Genomic DNA, 16,750 nt, shown 5'->3' on the forward strand with positions numbered 1-16,750 from the left:
GTCCTCAACGCGTTATGATCCTCATAAGACCGCGCGCAGCGGCAACCCGAAAGGCTGCCGCAACCCGTATGTGGGAGAAAGACAATGCCGGACAAGAAAACCATCGAGAAGGCCCGAAAGGACAAGCGCGAGGGCAAATCGCCGAGCACCCAGGCCGGCGAGTTCGTGCACGAGGAGATCGATAAAATCCGCCGCGGCGAGCACGGCGCGCGGTCGACCCAGCAGGCTATCGCCATCGGGCTTTCCGAGGCCAGGCGCGCAGGCGTAGACCTGCCCCCGCCCAAAAAGGGCAAGGTGAAGGAGAGCACGCGCAAGAGCGCCGAATACGCCTATGAGGCCGGCCAGGGCGAACGCACGCCGAAACGCCGCCCGCGGGTCTCGAAGGCCGTCTCCAAGGTGCTCGAGCATGAGCCGAAGAGCACGGCGTCGCACGAGGCGCTCTCGCAGCAGGCCAAGCGTGCGGCCTCGCGCCGGACGGCTGAGGAGCGCTCGGCCGCCGCAAAGAAGGCCGCCGAGACGAAAGGCGCCAGCGGAAGGAAGGCGGCGGCGCAGAAGGCCGCCAGAACGCGGGCACAGCACGCATAGTTCAGGACGGCAGTTCGCCTCCTGGAAACCCGATATGGCCCAAACGACCGGCGAGATCGCCAGTGATAAACGCATATCCCCGCCAGACCCCTTCCCGGCGCAGATCGTCCATCGTGCGCGAAATGCCTTGGCGCAGGATCGACACCATGTCGTCGATCTGCTCGCGCGTGATGATCAGCGGCGGGACATGACGCACATATTGATCAGCGGCCTGACCAGCAGGCCGAGCTCGCGGCAATGCGTGTCGATCCCGCTCGGCAGCCTGATCCGCCTCGCTTATGACCCCGAAGCTCTGCTGTCGATGGCCGACTGAATAATTTTTCGGGCAGCAATGCGGCCGGCGACGATGGCGCCCTCGACATAGCCCGGAAATGACGGCGACAGCTCCGACGAGGCAAAATGGACCGGCGGAGCGCCCGCACGGATAATGCGTTCGGCATCCGTTGCCGTCGCATCGACGATCAGATCGCTGTAACCGCCGCCGCTCCAGCGATCCCCGGTCCAGTCGCGATAACTGAGATCGATAATGCCGGCCGCCTCGATACCGAGCGCCTCTTCCAGCTTTGACGTCACCTTTGCGCGTAACGCCGCGTCGTCCATATCCCGCCAGCGCTGCGCCAGCGGCCCGCCGATGAAGACGACAAGTGCTGCATGATCCTCGTCCCTGCTGGCATCGCAGGCAAAAAGCCCGTGCGGGTCGCGCCACATCACCATGCCGCTCAAGCCCCTGTCGCGCCAGAAAGCCTTGGGGTAGCGCACCAGCATCTTGATCACCGCGCCGCTTTGCCAGACGCCGAGCGCTCCTTCCAGCGCAGCCGGCAGCGGCGGCACGAAATCCACTCTCGAGGCCATCATCGGCGGTACGGCGACCAGTACCGCTCGTGCCTCGATCGCGCCGGCAGGCGAAACGACGCGAACCCCTCCCGGGCCGTGCTCAATGGCCTCGACAGCTGTATTCAGCCGCAGTCGATCGCCGAGATCCCGCGCAAGATCATCCGCCAGCGAATGCATGGTTTCGCCCACGAAATACTGCAGCTCCGACACCTCGTTGGTGATGCGGCGATCATTGTCGATCAAGTACCACAGCGGCAGCCTTTCCATTGCCAGGCACCACAGACCCTCGATCATCGACCGAAAGGCGGCCTTCGCATCGTCGGGATCGGCCTGGCGATCGAGCCATGCCGCGACCGTCAAGCCGGCAATAGTCGGGTCGTCCGGTGCGATCGCGTTCATCCGCTCGCGCATTCGCATCGCGGTGCCGTAAGTGCGCCCGGCTTGCGCCTCGCCCATTCGCGGCTGCGTGACGAATTCGCCTGCGACATGGGTCTCGACCAATGTCTTGTCGCGCGCTCGCACCAGCGCCATCAATTCCGGCATGTCTTCGCACAGGAACTGGCCGCCGCTGTCGATCCGCTCGCCGAGCCCGTTCTGCACGGCTTCGACGCGGCCGCCGACACGGTCGCGGGCTTCGAGCAGCACGACATCGATGCCGGCGTGGTTCAATTCACGCGCGGCCGACAGCCCGGTGAAGCCGGCGCCGACGATCGCCACATCGGCTCGTTCGATCTTGAACTTCATTAGCCGGCCTTGATCTTCTCGAATGTCAGGGGCCGGATCATTGTCTTCATTGCTGGTCCACCCTCTTTTTGATGGTTCACGCCGGCCTGGCACCGCGGGCTGCGGAGTTCGGATAGTGCTTGGGGAATGCCGCAGACAGGAACTCATTCGCGGCCTGCAGCGCCGTCTCGCGTGTGGCGTCCTCGGTGCCCATCATCAAATGCAGCCACAGACCATCCAGCATGGCGCTGAGCGCCAGCGCCATGACTTGCGGCTCATAGGCATAGAAGCCGCTCTGCTTGAGCGCCGCGCAAAGATCGATGAAGATGTTCTGGTAGACGGCATCGCGTGCGCTGCTCAGCGCCTGATATTTCGGTCGCGATTTGGCCTCGCCCCAGAAGGCACACCAGGCAGCCAGCTTCCGCTTGTTGCAGATCGAGCGGTCGAAATCGGCCGCCACCAATGCCTGCAGCTGGCGGGCGGGATCATCGCCGGCCCTTTGCAAGGCGCTGCGCCAATGCGCCGAATACTCGTCATGCATGTACTGCAAAGTGGCGACGAGCAGCTTCTCCTTGCTCTCGAAATGGAAATTGACGATGCCGCGCGACAGGCCGGCGCCGTCGGCGACGTCGGCCATAGTCGTTTCCGAATAGCCGCGCTTGGCCAATGAATCGATAGTCGCGTCGATCAGTTGAACCTGCCTTGTCTCTTTCGACGCTTTGCGGCCGCGCTTATCGGAATCGCTTTTTCGCGCCGGTTCGAGGAGGGCTTCGCGCGCCTCTGTTGTCTTCATCGGGTGATGGTCTCCAGCATCGCCGGCTAGCCGACCGGCTTCGGCCGCGAAGATCAGTGGGGCGGTGTTTGCCACTGTCAAGCACCTTCTGCATGGCTGCCCATATTCGAATGTTCTCGTCGAGATTGCATCCTTGGAGAGAACGACGTCGAAGGCGCCATCGGCGGAAGGCAGCGATCCCGGCACGCGGACCAGATCAGCGCCGCCGAGTCCGCCTGCAGCGGATCTGGGGTCGAGATCTACGCCAGGCGCGAGCTGCAATATCAAAAGCTGCTGAAGCGTGCCAAACTGGTGCCGCGGCTGGTCATCAAGCTCGGCCGCCGCACTGCCAATCGCCTGCGGATTTCTGAATATGGCCGACGACATCGACAGTCACGAAATCCACGCCGAAGCCGCCGAACAGTGGCAGCTGGTCAACACGCCGCTCGGCGAAAAATGGTCGGGCCGCACCCGCTATGCCGCGGCCATGTTCTTCTACAAGCGCGGCGAGATGAGCGCTGAGACGCTGGAGGTCTACCGCATTTGTGCAAGGCTGGATTCGACCGATCCGCTGCCGATCATCCGCGACCGCGGCATTGGCCAGGACTGGCTTAAACGCATGGGTTTCGAATAGTCCGCCTCCAAACTGTGTTCCGGACAAGCCGGCATCACCCGCTTAGCCGATGGTCTTCTCCAAGATGCCGAGCCAGTTGCGATAGGCGATCTTCTCGATCAGCGCGCGCCCGAAGCCGCGCGCCGCGAAAGCGTCGAGCAATCTTGGCAGGCCGGCAACGTCGCCTATCACGGCCGGGATCATAGCGCCGTCGAAATCCGAGCCCAGGCCGACGCCGTCTTCGCCCAGCGCCTGCAGCAGTGAATCGACATGGCGCACCATGATGTCGAGGCTGGTGTCGGCGTTCATCCTGCCGTCCTCACGCAGGAACCCGGTGGCGAAGTTCAGCCCGACCATGCCGCCGGAGTCGCGGATCGCGCCGAGCTGCCATTCGGTGAGGTTGCGCGAATGGCCGCAGATCGCGTGCACGTTTGAATGGGTCGCGACCAGCGGTGCGTCACTGATCTCGACGACGTCGCGGAAACCTTTTTCGTTGAGATGCGAAAGATCGATCATGATCTTCAGCTGGTTGCACGCTTTCACCAGCGCCTTACCGGCATCGGTCAGCCCCGGCCCTGTATCGGGCGACGAGGGGAAGCGGAACGGCACGCCGTGGCCGAAGGCATTGGGACGGCTCCAGACGATGCCGAGCGAGCGCAGGCCGGCTGCGTGGAGAACGTCGAGCAGGGTGAGCTCAGGGTCGATCGCCTCGACCCCTTCGATATGAAACACCGCCGCAATCGAGCCTTGCGCCATCGCCTTCCTCACATCGCCGGCGCTGCGGCAGACGGTAAGCGCCGAAGCCCGCTCCAGCCTGAACAGGATCGAGGCCATCGCTACGGTGGAGTTGAGCGCATCGGCGCGCGGAACCTCGGGCGGCAAGGGCTCGCTGTCGCTCGGCGCCAGCGGCACCGCACCGCGTTTGGATTTCTCGGCAGGCGGCGGGAAGATCGCGAACATGCCGCCGGCAAATCCGCCTTTCTTCGCGCGCGGCAGGTCGATATGGCCACCCGGCGTCCCCTCGACGAACAGCTTTTCGACGTCCGCATCCTTCGACTGGTAGAGCCTGAGCAGCGTGTCGTTGTGGCCGTCGAAGACGGGAACGAGATCGGATTCGGTCATGGGGGGCCATTCGGTTGAAGTGGTCGGGCCGCAGAAGGCGAGCCGGTTGTTGCCAATACTTAGGCAAGACGGGCGCTCTGCGCAAATCCCGCATGTTTGCCTTGTGTTTGTACGCCGCCAATGGTCGAAGGGGCACGCGGTAAAGCCGCGCACCCTTTCTCCTGTCACTCATCGAGGGGCTGTCTCTTACCGCTTCAGCACGTCCGCCCATTCCGGATGGCGGCGGAACTGAGCATTGGCGAACGGGCAAAGCGGGATGATCGTCTTGCCCGCCGCACGCGCATCCTCGACGGCACGGGTGACCAGGCGAAGTCCCGCGCCCTGGCCGCGAAATGCATCCGGCACTTCTGTATGGTCGATGATGATTTGGTGCTCGCCGATCTTGGTGAAGGTCATCTCCGCCTCGGCGCCGTCCGGCCCACGCAGGAAGTAGCGGCCCTTCGAGCCGCGGTCCTCCAGTTCAATTTCCGGCAATAGGTCAGACATGGCTTGCGGTCCTTTCATCCGACGCCACGGCGAACAACTGCCGCGCCGCCTCGATCTCGCCCGGCCGCACCTCATGGCCGCCGTCATGCCACTCGACTGTGACATCGGCGCCATCGGCGCGCAAATAGGCTTCGAGCCGCGCCGTCAAATTAGGCGGACAGATCGGGTCTCGCCTGCCGGCGGTGACCAGGATGCGGCTGCCGCCAAGGCTGCCCTTGACCTCCGGCTCGAACGGGATCAGCGGATGCATCAGCACCGTTGCGTCGAATAGCGACGGCTCGGCAAACAGCACCGAGGCCAGGATGTTGGCGCCGTTGGAATAACCGAGGCCTAGCACCGAAGATGGCTTTGCCGCCTCGACATGCGCCTTGACGAAGCCGGCCATCTTGTCCGTCGCTCGCGTGAGGTCGCCCATGTCGTAAACGCCCTCGCCGGTACGACGAAAAAAGCGTGCGGCGCCTTGTTCCGAGACATCGCCCCGCGGGGCAACGATCGTTGCTTGCGGCGCAAGATCGCGCCCAAGCGACAGAAGCTGATCCTCGTCGCCGCCAGTGCCATGGAAGACGAAGAGCAACGGTCCGCCCGGCGAACCGGGCAGCACCTTGTGAATATACGAATCCTTGCTCATAACCTTGCCCTCAGTCTTCCAGTTTCTGCAGATGCTGCTCGAGATAGGGCCGCAAATGCTGGTGTTGCGACGGCAGTTTCAGCGCCTCGCCGAGATGGGCGGTATCCTCGTCGCGGTCGAAGCCCGGCTCGTTGGTGGCGACTTCGAACAGCACGCCGCCCGGTGTGCGGAAGTAGATCGCCCAGAAATAATCGCGGTCGATCACTGGCGTCACCTGATAACCTGTATCGAGCAGCGCCTTGCGCACTTCGAGCTGCTTGGCGCGGTTCTCGACGGCGAAAGCGACATGGTGGACCGAGCCGGCGCCGAGATTGGCGAAGCCGGCCCCTGGCAGCGATTCGATATCGACCACATCGGCGCCGTTGCCGTTCTTCACCGCCAGCCGCCTGACGTTGCCGGATTTGTCGACCTCCTCATAACCCATGAATTTCAGCAGCTCTTCGGTGGCGCCGCCATCTTTCAGCCTGAGCGACACCGAGTGGAAGCCGCGGATCGCCTCGTCGGTGGGGATGCCACCCTTGGCCCATGGCGCACGGCTGTCCGCTCTGTCCTCGACCAGCGCAAACCCGTCGCCGTCGGGACCGGCAAACGCAAGACGCTTCTCGCCGAACGTCTCCTCGCGTGACAGCCCAGTGACACCTTGCTCGGCAAACCGTTTCTCCCAATAGCCGAGCGTGCCCTCGGGCACCGAATAAGCGGTGGTGCCGACTTCGCCGACTCCATGGCGGCCTTTGCCGATGTTCGGGAACGGAAAGTAGGTCATCACCGAGCCGGGCGTGCCGACCTCGTCGCCGTAATAGAGGTGGTAGACGTCGGGTGCGTCGAAATTGACGGTTTTCTTGACCCGCCGCAGGCCGAGCGTCCCTGTGAAGAATTCATTGTTCTGACGCGCATCGCTGGCCATCGAGGTGACGTGATGCAGGCCTTTGACCTGGTCGAGCATATCTGTGGCTCCCTTCCTTGTGCCGGTGCGGCGCTTGCCGCTGTCCACGCAAATATGAGCATCCGCCTCCTGGCCGCAAAGGCGGCAAACACAGAATGGACTGTGCTGTTAAAGTGAACGACGAAGCAGGTCTTGTTCACCATTCGGCAAACTGGACCGGCTTGCATACTCGCCGAAATTGCGCTCCATGAGCGACGCATGTAGCCAGCATGAGGATACAGCGGTTGAGTGGAAAACGCCCCAACATTCTCCTGATCACCTGCGACCAGTGGCGCGGCGACTGCCTGTCAGCTGCTGGCCACAAGGTGGTAAGGACGCCCAATGCCGACGCGCTGGCTGCCGAGGGCGTTTTGTTCCGGAAGCACTATGGCGGCGCCGCACCTTGCTCGCCGGCGCGCGCCTGCCTCTACACCGGCCTCTATCAGATGAACAATCGTGTCTGCCGCAACGGCACACCGCTCGACGCCCGCCACGGCAACATAGCGCTCTGGGCGCGCGCTCTCAGCTATGATCCGACGCTGTTCGGTTATACCGACACGGCGCGCGACCCGCGCACGCTGGCGCCTGGCGATCCGCAGCTGAAGAGTTATGAAGGCGTGCTGCCGGGCTTTACCGTGCGCCAGCTTCTGCCCGAGCATCAGAGGCCCTGGCTGTCATGGCTCAAGGCGCGCGGCGTCGATGCCGGCGCCGGCTCCCCCGACATCCACCGCCCGGCGGGCGAAATCCTGGAAAACGACGGCGAGATCAGCAACGCCCCGCCAATCTATTCGAAGGACGAGACGCCGTCGGCCTTCCTGGCTGGCGAATTCATCCGCTGGCTCGGCGAGCAGGAGCACGATGCGCCGTGGTTCGCGCACCTTTCCTTCATCAGCCCCCATCCGCCCTTCATCGTGCCGGCGCCTTACAACACCATGTACGATCCGGCCGTCGGCCCAGCTTTTGACGGCGCTGAAAGCTGGCAGGCCGAAGCAGCAAGCCACCCCTATCTCGCCTATGAATTAGACCGGCAGGAACGGTCGAAATTCCGCCCCGGCTCGGAAGGTAAGGTGCGCGACTGGAGCGACGATAGTTTTCGCCGCATCCGGGCGCTCTATTACGGCATGATCTCGGAGGTCGACGCGCAGCTTGGCCGTGTCTGGCAAGCGGTCAAGGCGGCCGATGCATGGGACGACACCGTCATCGTGCTGACCTCAGACCACGCCGAGATGATGGGCGATCATTTCATGCTGGGCAAGGGCGGCTTCTTCGACGGCAGCTTCCATATTCCGCTGATCATTCGCGATCCGCGCCGCCGCAAGGCTGCCGGCAGCAGTGTCGACCGCTTCACCGAGGCGGTCGATTTGGCACCGACCTTGCTCGAGCTCACTGGGCTCGAGCTCACCGGCGGCGAAGTGCTGCCGCATCTCGACGGCCGCTCGCTGGCGCCTTTCCTGGACGCAACGGAGCCGGACGATTGGCGCGATGCGGCGCATTGGGAGTTCGATTTCCGCTCGATCGCCGATGGTGATGCAGAACGCTATTTCGGTATCGGTCCGCGTCAGTGCAATCTCGCTGTCATCCGCACCCAAAAGTTCAAATATGTGAAGTTCGGGGGCGGCCTGCCGCCCTTGCTCTTCGACCTGGAAAAAGATGCCGGCGAGCTGACCAACGTCGCTGACGACCCAGCCTATCTGCCGGTGCGGTTGGAACTTGCCGAAAGGCTGCTTGCCTGGCGGGCCGAGCATCTCGACCAATCTCTGGCGCTCGCCGAATTGACGGACAATGGCGTTGCCGGCCATGTCGCCGGCTTTCCCTCGCCATAAACAAAGCCCGCGCCGTTGCCGGCGCGGGCTTCTATCGACCTGTGTGCTGCTTAGCGCATGATCATGCGCTGTTTGTCGCGGTTTTGCGCATAGGTGGCCTTGTCATAGGGGGCCTGCGCTTCGAGCTGCTCCTTGGTGAAGTTCGTGTAGAGATAGCGCTTGCCGTTCTTGTCGGTCATGAATTTCAGGTTGTCCATGCCGACCGCCACCTCCTTCTCGCCGACACCGAGGAACCCGCCGACATCGATAATGACTGCATCGACCTTTTTATCGGCGCCCAGCACGATATCGCCGATCTCGCCGACATTGACATCGTTGGCGCCATAAACGGTGGTGCCAACCAGATCCTCGGCCCGGATCTGGCCGATCGGCATTTCAGTCAACGTCGACTTGTCGATCGACCCGGTCTTGGTCTGGTCGGCCGTTGCGGGCGCTGGGGCGTTTTGAGCCGTCTTGCCGGCCTGGTCGGCGTTGTTGGTCGTCGCGGTGTTGTTGGTCGGCGCGGTGTTGCTGGCCATCACGGTAGGCGTGACGGTAGCAGGCGCATTGGCATCGTTCGACGCAGTGGATGCCGGCGCCGGATCATAGGCCTTGCGGTTGAAGTCCGGCTGCGCCTGCAGCTCTTCCTTAGTGGTTTGCGCGACCAGCCAGCGATCGCCGTTCCTCTCGGCCCACTGCGCCTTGTCGAAATCATAGGCGACGTTCTTTTCGCCGATGCCGAGGAAGCCGCCGACGCCGATGATCAGCGATTGCGCTTTGGCTTCCTTGTTGATGACGATGTCGTTTACGTCACCGATGTTTTGGGCGTCGTCGCCGGTGCCGTTATAGACGGTCTCGCCGATGATATTGGTGGCGAGATTGCCTTCGGCGCGCTTCACTGGCTCAGCCTGCGCGGCAGGCGCTGGCGTTGTATTTTGCGCGCTGGTGGAAGCCGAAGGGGCGGCGGGTGCCGCGTTATCGGCCGAAGCTGGCGGCGGAGGCGGATCGTAAGGCTTCCGGTCGAAATCCGGCTGAGCCGTCAACTCATCCTTCGTCGTTTGCGCTATCAGCCAACGGTCGCCATTTTTTTCGGCCCATTGCATCTTCTTGTAGTCGAAAGCGACGTTTTTGGTTCCTATGCCAAGAAAACCGCCAACGCCAATGACGACGGATTTTACCTCGCCGCGCTCGTCGAAGACGATGTCGCTGACATTGCCGATATTCTGGGCATCGGCGCCGGTGCCGTTATAGACGGATTCGCCGATGATGTTGGTAGCGAGGCTGCCCTCGGCCCGTTGCACAGGAGCGGCTGGAGCAGGGTTCTCTACTGCGGGTGGTTGCGCCGGCGCCGGGGTCGTCGCTGACTGCGCAAAGGCACCCGTCGCAATCAATGTTGCGACTGCTGTCGTGGTTAAAAGGGTGCGGATCATCTTAGTGTCTCCTCGTCGGTGATTTCGTGCACGCCCTGCCCGCCTGGCGTCACTGCGGGCGCAGCGTCTTCTGCATGTTCACAACGTTGTGACCACACTGTTGTTCCGAAAAAAGCCGTGGTGCACCCGGTATGATGTCAATGGTTCTCGGATTCACCGCGCTGGTCGAAAGGAACATTTTCTCGACCGCGCCGTTCCACTCCCGGCTGGGACCCCGTCCCGGCCGGATAGGTGCTGGAAAAAATGGAACGGCCATGCGGTTTGCAGCGGTGCTGAACAAGGACGGCGGCACCCTGCGCACCATCGATCTTGAGGCCTTCGCCAGTCGGATGCGCAGCACGCTTGAGACTGCCGGCCACTCGATCGATATCGAAATCGTTGCCGGCAAGGATATCGTCGCCACGCTGGACGGCGTAGCTTCCAGGCGCGGCATCGACGTCGTGCTGGCCGGCGGCGGCGACGGCACCATTTCGGCCGCGGCAGCCCGTTTGATGAATGGGGAGAAGGCACTGGCAATTCTGCCGGCTGGCACAATGAACCTTTTTGCGCGCGGCCTCGGTATTCCGCAGACCCTCGATGCGGCGCTGAAATCGTTTGCCGACGGCGGGGTGATGGCGATTGACATTGCAACAGCCAACGGCCGGCCTTTCGTGCATCAATTTTCGATCGGCATGCATGCCAGGATGGTGCAACTGCGCCAGAAGATGGAATTCGGCTCGCGGCTGGGGAAGATGCGTGCCTCGGTGCGAGCCGCTTGGGCAACGATCAACAACCCGCCGGCGATGAACGTAACGCTGACGATCGGCGAGGCCGAGATCAAAACCCGGACCACCGGTATCGGCATCACCAACAATCTGTTTGGCGAGGGCCACCTGCCCTATGCCGATGATCCGGCAGGCGGCGTGCTGGGCATCTATGTCACCGTGGCACGGCGGCGCGGCGAATTGATCAGGTTCCTCTTTGACGTCGCCCGTGGGAAATGGCGCGGCAACGAGCATGTCGAAATCCATCAGGCAAACCGCGCCGTGTTGAAAATCCATTCGACGAACAGGAAAGTTCAGGCCGTCATGGACGGCGAACTGGTAAAGCTCGATCGCGAGACGACCGTCGAAATCCATCCGCGCGCGTTGAATGTTCTCGTCCCGGCGCGCGCCGCCGAGGCAAAGGTTGCCTGACGTGGGATGCCTGATGTGGGGTTGCGTGATGCGAGCTGGCACGAGCGATGGGGAGAACCTAGCCGCTGGGCGTGTTGCCCTGTTCGGTCTTCGGCGTCTCGATCATCCAGCCGTAGATTTCGGCGACGCCCCAGGCGATAAAGGCCAGCAGCAGCGCGGCGATCAGGATACGAAGGACATGCCGACCCCGCCGCCCTTGACGGGCTTTGTTTTCAGGAATGGTTTTTGGCATTGTCTGGCTCCATATTTGGCGCCGGCAGGCGTAACTGGCGGGGCGTTGGCTGGTAACGGTCCCCCGCAGCGAAAGTTCCGGTTCTGCAAGGCGGCAAACGGGCCGGTTGGCCTGATCAATCAGCGGAGCCGGCCACTGGGGGCATAGTGGACGACAATAGCCAGAACACGCCGGGTCTGCCGGCCGATATTCGCCGTGTGGTGGGCGCCGCGGACCGTCTTGCCGTGCTGCACGGCCTCGACGCGCTGGACAGGGCTGCCGACCCTGATTTCGATCGCATCGGCGGTCTTGCCGCTTCGGCGATGCAAACGCCTGTCGCACTGATCACGCTGCTCGACGCCGAGCGGCAGTGGTTCAAGTCCTGTATCGGCCTCGACCAGACCGAAACCGCGACCGAGACATCGTTCTGTGCCTATGCCATCGCAGCCGGCAACGTGCCGATGGTGGTGGCCGACGCGGCGGCCGATCCGCGGTTCAAAGCCAATCCGCTGGTCACCGGCGAGCATCATATCCGCTTTTACGCAGGCGTGCCGATCATGATCGACGGCGCGCTGATCGGCACGCTGTGCGTGCTCGACCGGAAGCCGCACGCGCATCCCTCCTCTGTCCAGCTCGACCAGTTGTCGGCGCTGGCTGGACTCGCCGCCAGCCTGTTCACGCTGAAGGATGCAACCCGCAGCGCGGCGATCGCCAAGGCCGCATTGGTTCGAGAGGAAAAGCGGCGCGCTATCGCGCTCGACGCGGCTTCGCTTGCCAGCTGGGCATGGGATATCCGCAGCGACATGATCGACTGCGACGTCCTGCTGCCCGAATTGTTCAACCTGCCGAAGTCGAACAGGCTGAGGGCGCGCGACATCCTGACCGCCATCGACCCGCGCGACGTTCACCAGACCGAAACACGCTTTCGCGACGCGCTGACCGGCAGCGATGACTATTTTGGCGAATACCGTGTCAGAGGCCTCGATCCGCCACGATGGGTCGCAACGCGCGGCCGCGTCATAGAGCGCGACGGCGAGGGCAAGCCGACGCTGATCTTCGGCGTCAATTACGACATCACTGAACGCAAGCTAGGCGACGAACGCCAACGGCTGTTGCTGCGCGAGCTCAATCATCGCGTCAAGAACACGTTGGCAACTGTACAGGCGCTGGCCACGCAGACCGTTCGCCATGCCCGCCAGCCAAGCGAATTCCTCGGCGCCTTCAGCGCCAGGCTGCAGGCACTGGGCGTTGCGCACAGCCTGCTGTCGGACCGCGAGTGGCGCGGCATCGGCATCCGCGAGCTGGTGCAGATCGAGGTAAAGCCGTTCCAAGCCGCCGGACAATCGCGGATGGCGATCTCCGGCGCCGATGTCTTGCTCTCACCCGACCAGGCAGTCGGACTCGGGCTGATCCTGCATGAACTGGCAAGCAACGCACTGCAATACGGGTCGCTCTCGGTTTCTTCCGGAAAGGTCGATCTCGATTGGAAGGTACAAGGCAGGAAGGGTGCACGGCGTCTGTTGCTGGCCTGGCGCGAAAGCGGCGGCCCGCGGGTTGCGCCGCCCGAACGCCATGGCTTCGGCTCGATCCTGATCCGCCGCAGCCTGGCCAAGGTCATTTCCAGCGAGGTGACCCATGAATTCCGGCCGGATGGCGTGGTCGCGGAAATATCGATTCCGCTCGAAGATTTGTAACGCCGGCATTTTGCGACCGGCGCCAGAACCGTTTGCCCTGAACTATCCCCTCCGAACTATTCGGGTTTGCCGGTATCCGGATTATCCGAGCCGCGCTTCACATTCTCGCGGTAGATGGCGTAGGCAGCGAGTGCTATCGCCGGGCCGAGAATGGCGCCCAACCCGCCCTTCGCCAGGCCACCTTTGCCCTTGAGCAGCGCCGGCAGCACGGCGAGTGCCGCAGTGATGCCGATAGCCTTCATGTCGGCGTTGCGTCGCTTCGCCCGGCGCCTGGCGCGCGAGCCGGCCGACATCCGGTAGACGAGCAGGATGAGACCGGCGATTGCCAGAAAGCCGATCCCGAAGCTCAGGCAAGCTGCCATCGGCCCATAGCGGGCCGCCGCCCAGATATAGGCCGCCCCGACGAGGAACCCGAGGCCGCACAGCGCCGCGAGCGCTGCGACCGAATAGACAATCGCAGCGACGCGCACGCGTTGCACCGCCGCAATGGTTTCGCCCGAGGCAAGGCCCGAGATCAGCGATGCAAGCATTCCCATGCGTGCAGAACTAGCGGCGCGCGAGAAGCGCGAAGAGGAATCCGACGCCTGCGGCGATCGCCAGCGAAGTCACCGGTTTTTCGCGCATATGCGCTATCATCTGCGCCTCGATGTCCCTGGCGTTGGCGCGCAAGCTATCGAAAGCTGCCTCGCCTTGGGTTCGCAACTGCTCGACGCCTTCGGCGGCGGCTCGCCGCGCTGCCCCGTAGCCATGTTCGCCAGTTTTGGCCAACAGCTTGGTAAGTTGATCGATGTCGGCCTTCAATTGTGCGATGTCGGCCTCAATATCGGAATTCGTGCGGGCTTCGTTCCCGGCCTTACCTGCGGCAGTCGCCATTGCTTCACTCTCCATGATTTTGCTCGGTCGAAACGCCCGACAGACCCCAAGGTTCCGGCGCGAACCTCTTCTAACCCTATCTCCGGCAGCGCGCGTTGCAAATGCCTTGCATGGGCCGAGGCCGACGCATCCGCGCCGGCACGTCTTTTTTAAATGACAGCATGCCAAATAACGATCATGACTTCCCTCGTTTCACGATACGCATTTAAGGAGATATTGCTGCGTGCGCGCATCACTTGACGGTTTGCGGATTCTTATCCTGGAAGATGAGTTCCTGATTGCCATGGATATCGAGCAGCTTTGCCGCGACTACGGCGCGCTCAATGTGGTCATCGCCCGTGATCTGACTGAGATCGAACAGCAAGACGTTGCCGCGCAGTTCGATGTCGCCATCGTCGACCTCATGCTGAGCGGCGTTTCGACGCTCCAATTTGCTTCGCGGCTGCGTGAAGCGGGCATCCCGTTCGTCTTCGCCTCGGGCTATTCGGATACCGATGAGATCAAGAAATCCTTTCCCGGCGTCAGGCTGGTCACCAAGCCCTATTCGGGAGACGATCTCCTCGAGGCAGTGGCGGCGGCCTGCAGGCGAACGCCTCTCCGCTGAGGCGCGGAGCGGTTCGAACACGCCGCGCCTCACGCAGCCGTCGACCCGGTTACCTGAGCCGAAATTGCGTCCGGGCCATACTCGTCTTCACCGGAGATCTTCAGGATTTCCTGCAGCCGTGTGCGGGCGCGGCTGACGCGGCTCTTGATCGTTCCGACGGCGCAGCCGCAGATCTCGGCCGCTTCCTCGTAGGAGAAGCCGGACGCGCCGATGAGGATAATGGCTTCGCGCTGGTCTTCTGGCAGCAATTCGAGCGCGCCGCGAAAGTCCTCGAGGTCAAGCTGGCCGTGCTGGGCCGGGTGAACGGCAAGCCTGGCCGTCATGACGCCATCGCTGTCCTGCACCTCGCGGCCGCGCTTGCGCATCTGCGAATAGAATTCGTTGCGCAAGATCGTGAACAGCCATGCCTTCAGATTGGTGCCGGGCTGGAAGCTTTCATGCTTGTCCCAGGCCTTGACCAATGTTTCCTGCACCAGGTCGTCGGCCTTGTCGGCGTTTTGCGTCAGCGACACGGCAAAAGCCCGCAGGCTCGGGATCGAGCCGAGCAAGTCGGTCTTGAAGCCCTGGGAGACGGCCGCCATGCCTCAGTCCTTCTTTTGTACAGGTTCGGCCTTTTCCAACTGGCTGAGCAGTTGGGCGAAGCGATCCGGCACATTGTCGGAGACCAGCTCGTCGTAGTATTGTTTGAGTTTGCGGCCGATTTCCGAGTTCGGCCCAAGCGGGTCGCGGGAAGCAGCCCGGCGCCCGTTGCCAACGCCACCCATGGTAGCTTTCGTCATGTTCTTCATTCGCCCTTTTGTCCCAGCCTTAAGCCGCCCTTCAACACATAACGCAAGGCAAGCGGCAGCCTCGTCTGGTTGCCCAACCCGCCCTTAAACGCCAGCCCATATACTTAGTTCCGCATGATCGGAACTTTTTCGCAGAACCTGCGTTTTCACCCTTGGGCCCTGCGAACCGTTTTTAGCTGTAACATGCATCACGTCATATGAGGGAGACGTCCAATATGAGCCTATCAGCAACCATCGCTCCGCACCTGCCGTTCCTGCGTCGCTTCTCGCGCGCTGTATCCGGATCGCAGGAGAGCGGCGACGCGCTGGTCGCCGCAATGCTCGAGGCCATCATTGCCGATGTCGACATCTTTCCGAACGCATCGAACGACCGCATCGCGCTCTACAAGGTCTTTGCCAAGCTCTTCACCTCAGTGGCCATTCGCGTTCCGCAGGAGCATGCCCAGTCGGCATGGGAACAGCGTGCCGCGGCCAATCTGAATGCAATTGCGCCTCGTCCCCGCCAAGCCTTTCTGCTGGTCGCGGTTGAAGGCTTCAGCGAAGACGAGGCGGCGGAGATTCTCGACGTCGACGAACAGGAATTCTCCGAACTTCTCGCGCAGGCGAGCAACGAGATCTCCCGCCAGGTGGCAACCGATGTGCTGATCATCGAGGATGAGCCGCTGATCGCCATGGATATCGAGGAAATGGTCGAAAGCCTCGGCCACCGCGTCGTCGGAACGGCGCGCACCCACGCCGAGGCGGTGGCGATGTTCGGCAAGACGCGGCCAAAGATGGTGCTTGCCGATATTCAGCTTGCCGACGGCAGTTCGGGCATCGCGGCCGTCAATGAGATCCTGTCGTCCACCTCGGTGCCGGTGATCTTCATCACCGCCTTTCCCGAGCGCCTGCTCACCGGCGAGCGGCCGGAACCGGCTTTCCTCGTCACCAAGCCGTTCAACCCGGATATGGTCAAGGCTCTTATCAGCCAGGCCCTGTTCTTTGACCGGCACGCGAAAGCCGCGGCATGAACAGCGGGCGGCCGAGTTGCCGCCGCCAGGGTGTGGGATAGCCACTCTTCTTGGACCCGAGGGGGCGTGACGCCGGCTTAACATACGCAGCCAACTGCTGCCGAACCTGACGAGGACCTTTTCGCACACATCGCAGCAATTCGGGCCGTAACGATTTTCAGCATCGTCTTTTTCGGGAAATGGTGGAACAAACGGAGGCGAATCACGTTTTCACCGCAGCATTGGAAGGAGATGGATCATGCTTTACTGGGCGCTCGTATTTCTAGTCGTGGCGATCATCGCCGGTGCGCTTGGTTTCGGCGGCATCGCTGGCACTTCGGCCGGCATAGCGCAGATATTGTTCTTCATCTTTCTCGCCTTCCTGATCATATCGCTAATTGCCGGCCTGATCAGACGGGCGTGAATGCCAGCGGCCATTCAAGCGAACACTGGAAGCCGCACCCCTCAAACGGTTTCCAGCCACCGCCGGGCAGTGTCC

General features: G+C 62.6%; 20 protein-coding genes and 1 pseudogene. 8 read left to right on the plus strand and 13 right to left on the minus strand.

The window, feature by feature from the left end; translation table 11 throughout:
* Positions 1-84: 84 nt before the first annotated feature.
* Entirely contained in the window at positions 85-585 is a 501-nt protein-coding gene (locus NKH80_RS14840; protein WP_352476220.1) for a DUF6496 domain-containing protein, read from the plus strand.
* Between the two features lie 76 nt (positions 586-661).
* On the opposite strand, the pseudogene NKH80_RS14845 reads toward NKH80_RS14840, so the two are convergent.
* The 3 genes and pseudogenes from NKH80_RS14845 to betI all read right to left on the minus strand — a co-directional run.
* Positions 662-834: pseudogene (locus NKH80_RS14845) on the minus strand (aspartate aminotransferase family protein); the annotation flags it as partial.
* 27 nt (positions 835-861) lie between these two features.
* Positions 862-2,163, minus strand: coding sequence for a flavin monoamine oxidase family protein (locus tag NKH80_RS14850; RefSeq protein ID WP_352992159.1), 1,302 nt, complete (start codon positions 2,161-2,163; stop codon positions 862-864).
* A gap of 76 nt (positions 2,164-2,239) precedes the next feature.
* The gene (gene betI, locus NKH80_RS14855; RefSeq protein WP_352992202.1) at positions 2,240-2,935 is read right to left on the minus strand and encodes a transcriptional regulator BetI; all 696 of its coding nucleotides are present in this window, start codon (positions 2,933-2,935) and stop codon (positions 2,240-2,242) included.
* Positions 2,936-3,287: 352 nt separating this feature from the next.
* On the opposite strand from betI, the gene NKH80_RS14860 reads away from it, so the two are divergent.
* Complete coding sequence (locus NKH80_RS14860; protein ID WP_352992161.1) at positions 3,288-3,548, plus strand: hypothetical protein; 261 nt, start codon at positions 3,288-3,290, stop codon at positions 3,546-3,548.
* Between the two features lie 42 nt (positions 3,549-3,590).
* Here NKH80_RS14860 and NKH80_RS14865 read toward each other — a convergent pair whose 3' ends face one another.
* The 4 genes from NKH80_RS14865 to NKH80_RS14880 form a co-directional block, all read right to left on the minus strand.
* Complete coding sequence (locus NKH80_RS14865; protein WP_352476217.1) at positions 3,591-4,649, minus strand: dipeptidase; 1,059 nt, start codon at positions 4,647-4,649, stop codon at positions 3,591-3,593.
* Positions 4,650-4,835: 186 nt separating this feature from the next.
* Positions 4,836-5,135 (minus strand): GNAT family N-acetyltransferase, encoded by a 300-nt coding sequence (locus NKH80_RS14870; RefSeq protein ID WP_352687334.1) that lies wholly within the window; start codon positions 5,133-5,135, stop codon positions 4,836-4,838.
* Positions 5,128-5,763: an alpha/beta hydrolase gene (locus NKH80_RS14875; RefSeq protein WP_352505036.1), complete on the minus strand. Its 636-nt coding sequence runs from the start codon at positions 5,761-5,763 to the stop codon at positions 5,128-5,130. Before NKH80_RS14875 ends, NKH80_RS14870 begins: the two co-directional genes overlap by 8 nt.
* A gap of 10 nt (positions 5,764-5,773) precedes the next feature.
* Positions 5,774-6,706 carry a VOC family protein gene (locus NKH80_RS14880; protein ID WP_352476214.1) on the minus strand — a complete coding sequence of 311 codons (933 nt, stop codon included), beginning with the start codon at positions 6,704-6,706 and terminating at the stop codon, positions 5,774-5,776.
* A gap of 209 nt (positions 6,707-6,915) precedes the next feature.
* Here NKH80_RS14880 and NKH80_RS14885 point away from each other — a divergent pair, with 209 nt between their 5' ends.
* Positions 6,916-8,508, plus strand: a complete 1,593-nt coding sequence (locus NKH80_RS14885) for an alkaline phosphatase family protein (RefSeq protein WP_352992165.1) — start codon at positions 6,916-6,918, stop codon at positions 8,506-8,508.
* 50 nt (positions 8,509-8,558) lie between these two features.
* On the opposite strand, the gene NKH80_RS14890 is transcribed toward NKH80_RS14885, so the two are convergent.
* The gene (locus NKH80_RS14890) at positions 8,559-9,917 is read right to left on the minus strand and encodes a PRC-barrel domain-containing protein (RefSeq protein WP_352505034.1); all 1,359 of its coding nucleotides are present in this window, start codon (positions 9,915-9,917) and stop codon (positions 8,559-8,561) included.
* Positions 9,918-10,171: 254 nt separating this feature from the next.
* Here NKH80_RS14890 and NKH80_RS14895 point away from each other — a divergent pair, with 254 nt between their 5' ends.
* Positions 10,172-11,092: a diacylglycerol/lipid kinase family protein gene (locus NKH80_RS14895; protein WP_352992167.1), complete on the plus strand. Its 921-nt coding sequence runs from the start codon at positions 10,172-10,174 to the stop codon at positions 11,090-11,092.
* Positions 11,093-11,150: 58 nt separating this feature from the next.
* Here the strand turns inward: NKH80_RS14895 and NKH80_RS14900 are convergent, their stop codons facing one another.
* On the minus strand, positions 11,151-11,324 hold the full coding sequence (locus NKH80_RS14900; protein WP_292659198.1) for a hypothetical protein: 174 nt from the start codon (positions 11,322-11,324) through the stop codon (positions 11,151-11,153).
* A 146-nt stretch (positions 11,325-11,470) separates the two neighbouring features.
* Here NKH80_RS14900 and NKH80_RS14905 point away from each other — a divergent pair, with 146 nt between their 5' ends.
* Positions 11,471-12,997 carry a sensor histidine kinase gene (locus NKH80_RS14905; protein WP_352505032.1) on the plus strand — a complete coding sequence of 509 codons (1,527 nt, stop codon included), beginning with the start codon at positions 11,471-11,473 and terminating at the stop codon, positions 12,995-12,997.
* Between the two features lie 56 nt (positions 12,998-13,053).
* Here NKH80_RS14905 and NKH80_RS14910 read toward each other — a convergent pair whose 3' ends face one another.
* Both NKH80_RS14910 and NKH80_RS14915 read right to left on the minus strand, forming a co-directional pair.
* Positions 13,054-13,533, minus strand: coding sequence for a hypothetical protein (locus tag NKH80_RS14910; RefSeq protein ID WP_352505031.1), 480 nt, complete (start codon positions 13,531-13,533; stop codon positions 13,054-13,056).
* A 10-nt stretch (positions 13,534-13,543) separates the two neighbouring features.
* Positions 13,544-13,870 carry an ElaB/YgaM/YqjD family protein gene (locus NKH80_RS14915; protein ID WP_352505030.1) on the minus strand — a complete coding sequence of 109 codons (327 nt, stop codon included), beginning with the start codon at positions 13,868-13,870 and terminating at the stop codon, positions 13,544-13,546.
* A 283-nt stretch (positions 13,871-14,153) separates the two neighbouring features.
* Between NKH80_RS14915 and NKH80_RS14920 the strand changes: the two genes are divergently transcribed.
* Positions 14,154-14,474 carry a response regulator gene (locus NKH80_RS14920; RefSeq protein WP_502896068.1) on the plus strand — a complete coding sequence of 107 codons (321 nt, stop codon included), beginning with the start codon at positions 14,154-14,156 and terminating at the stop codon, positions 14,472-14,474.
* Between the two features lie 29 nt (positions 14,475-14,503).
* Here NKH80_RS14920 and NKH80_RS14925 read toward each other — a convergent pair whose 3' ends face one another.
* Both NKH80_RS14925 and NKH80_RS14930 read right to left on the minus strand, forming a co-directional pair.
* Entirely contained in the window at positions 14,504-15,055 is a 552-nt protein-coding gene (locus NKH80_RS14925) for a sigma-70 family RNA polymerase sigma factor (protein ID WP_023678544.1), read from the minus strand.
* Positions 15,056-15,058: 3 nt separating this feature from the next.
* Positions 15,059-15,262, minus strand: coding sequence for a NepR family anti-sigma factor (locus NKH80_RS14930; protein WP_023678543.1), 204 nt, complete (start codon positions 15,260-15,262; stop codon positions 15,059-15,061).
* Positions 15,263-15,477: 215 nt separating this feature from the next.
* Here NKH80_RS14930 and NKH80_RS14935 point away from each other — a divergent pair, with 215 nt between their 5' ends.
* Both NKH80_RS14935 and NKH80_RS14940 read left to right on the plus strand, forming a co-directional pair.
* Complete coding sequence (locus NKH80_RS14935) at positions 15,478-16,272, plus strand: response regulator (protein WP_352476204.1); 795 nt, start codon at positions 15,478-15,480, stop codon at positions 16,270-16,272.
* A gap of 238 nt (positions 16,273-16,510) precedes the next feature.
* On the plus strand, positions 16,511-16,675 hold the full coding sequence (locus tag NKH80_RS14940) for a DUF1328 domain-containing protein (protein ID WP_023678541.1): 165 nt from the start codon (positions 16,511-16,513) through the stop codon (positions 16,673-16,675).
* Positions 16,676-16,750: the final 75 nt, after the last annotated feature.

This window comes from Mesorhizobium sp. M0904, assembly GCF_040319475.1.
Lineage (GTDB): Bacteria > Pseudomonadota > Alphaproteobacteria > Rhizobiales > Rhizobiaceae > Mesorhizobium.

Excerpts from the sequence above, each read along its gene's own strand:
- betI (WP_352992202.1), bottom strand. The coding sequence starts at position 2,935 with ATGAAGACAACAGAGGCGCGCGAAGCCCTCCTCGAACCGGCGCGAAAA.
- NKH80_RS14925 (WP_023678544.1), bottom strand. The coding sequence starts at position 15,055 with ATGGCGGCCGTCTCCCAGGGCTTCAAGACCGACTTGCTCGGCTCGATC.
- NKH80_RS14940 (WP_023678541.1), top strand. The coding sequence starts at position 16,511 with ATGCTTTACTGGGCGCTCGTATTTCTAGTCGTGGCGATCATCGCCGGT.
- NKH80_RS14895 (WP_352992167.1), top strand. The coding sequence starts at position 10,172 with ATGCGGTTTGCAGCGGTGCTGAACAAGGACGGCGGCACCCTGCGCACC.
- NKH80_RS14890 (WP_352505034.1), bottom strand. The coding sequence starts at position 9,917 with ATGATCCGCACCCTTTTAACCACGACAGCAGTCGCAACATTGATTGCG.
- NKH80_RS14860 (WP_352992161.1), top strand. The coding sequence starts at position 3,288 with ATGGCCGACGACATCGACAGTCACGAAATCCACGCCGAAGCCGCCGAA.
- NKH80_RS14930 (WP_023678543.1), bottom strand. The coding sequence starts at position 15,262 with ATGAAGAACATGACGAAAGCTACCATGGGTGGCGTTGGCAACGGGCGC.
- NKH80_RS14915 (WP_352505030.1), bottom strand. The coding sequence starts at position 13,870 with ATGGCGACTGCCGCAGGTAAGGCCGGGAACGAAGCCCGCACGAATTCC.
- NKH80_RS14850 (WP_352992159.1), bottom strand. The coding sequence starts at position 2,163 with ATGAAGTTCAAGATCGAACGAGCCGATGTGGCGATCGTCGGCGCCGGC.
- NKH80_RS14880 (WP_352476214.1), bottom strand. The coding sequence starts at position 6,706 with ATGCTCGACCAGGTCAAAGGCCTGCATCACGTCACCTCGATGGCCAGC.
- NKH80_RS14920 (WP_502896068.1), top strand. The coding sequence starts at position 14,154 with ATGGATATCGAGCAGCTTTGCCGCGACTACGGCGCGCTCAATGTGGTC.
- NKH80_RS14900 (WP_292659198.1), bottom strand. The coding sequence starts at position 11,324 with ATGCCAAAAACCATTCCTGAAAACAAAGCCCGTCAAGGGCGGCGGGGT.
- NKH80_RS14865 (WP_352476217.1), bottom strand. The coding sequence starts at position 4,649 with ATGACCGAATCCGATCTCGTTCCCGTCTTCGACGGCCACAACGACACG.
- NKH80_RS14875 (WP_352505036.1), bottom strand. The coding sequence starts at position 5,763 with ATGAGCAAGGATTCGTATATTCACAAGGTGCTGCCCGGTTCGCCGGGC.
- NKH80_RS14935 (WP_352476204.1), top strand. The coding sequence starts at position 15,478 with ATGAGCCTATCAGCAACCATCGCTCCGCACCTGCCGTTCCTGCGTCGC.
- NKH80_RS14870 (WP_352687334.1), bottom strand. The coding sequence starts at position 5,135 with ATGTCTGACCTATTGCCGGAAATTGAACTGGAGGACCGCGGCTCGAAG.
- NKH80_RS14885 (WP_352992165.1), top strand. The coding sequence starts at position 6,916 with ATGAGGATACAGCGGTTGAGTGGAAAACGCCCCAACATTCTCCTGATC.
- NKH80_RS14910 (WP_352505031.1), bottom strand. The coding sequence starts at position 13,533 with ATGGGAATGCTTGCATCGCTGATCTCGGGCCTTGCCTCGGGCGAAACC.
- NKH80_RS14840 (WP_352476220.1), top strand. The coding sequence starts at position 85 with ATGCCGGACAAGAAAACCATCGAGAAGGCCCGAAAGGACAAGCGCGAG.